Annotated in this window: 1 protein-coding gene; it reads right to left on the reverse strand. The window is 52.5% G+C overall.

All coding sequences use genetic code 11. From position 1 onward, the window contains the following. Window positions 1-244 (reverse strand): dihydropteroate synthase (locus tag R0J87_RS23710; protein WP_498889456.1); only part of this gene is annotated, 244 nt, incomplete at both ends.

A 244-nucleotide genomic window follows, 5' to 3' on the forward strand; every position in this document is an offset into this window, starting at 1 on the left:
CTTGCGCTTTGCTGGTATCCACTGAGATCCAGCAATCAAATCGTTGGTGTATGGCTTCCACAACAGGCACAACACGGTCGAGCTCTTCCGCGACAGACACATCGGCCGCACCGGGTCGGGTCGATTCACCGCCAATATCAATGATACTGGTGCCGACGGCCAGCATGTCTTCAACATGCCTTAAGGCATCGTCCAGCTGATTGAATTTACCGCCATCAGAAAATGAATCCGGGGTGAAATTGAG

The sequence above is a fragment of the Halomonas sp. SIMBA_159 genome (assembly GCF_046536035.1).
In the GTDB taxonomy this organism is placed as follows: domain Bacteria; phylum Pseudomonadota; class Gammaproteobacteria; order Pseudomonadales; family Halomonadaceae; genus Vreelandella; species Vreelandella venusta_A.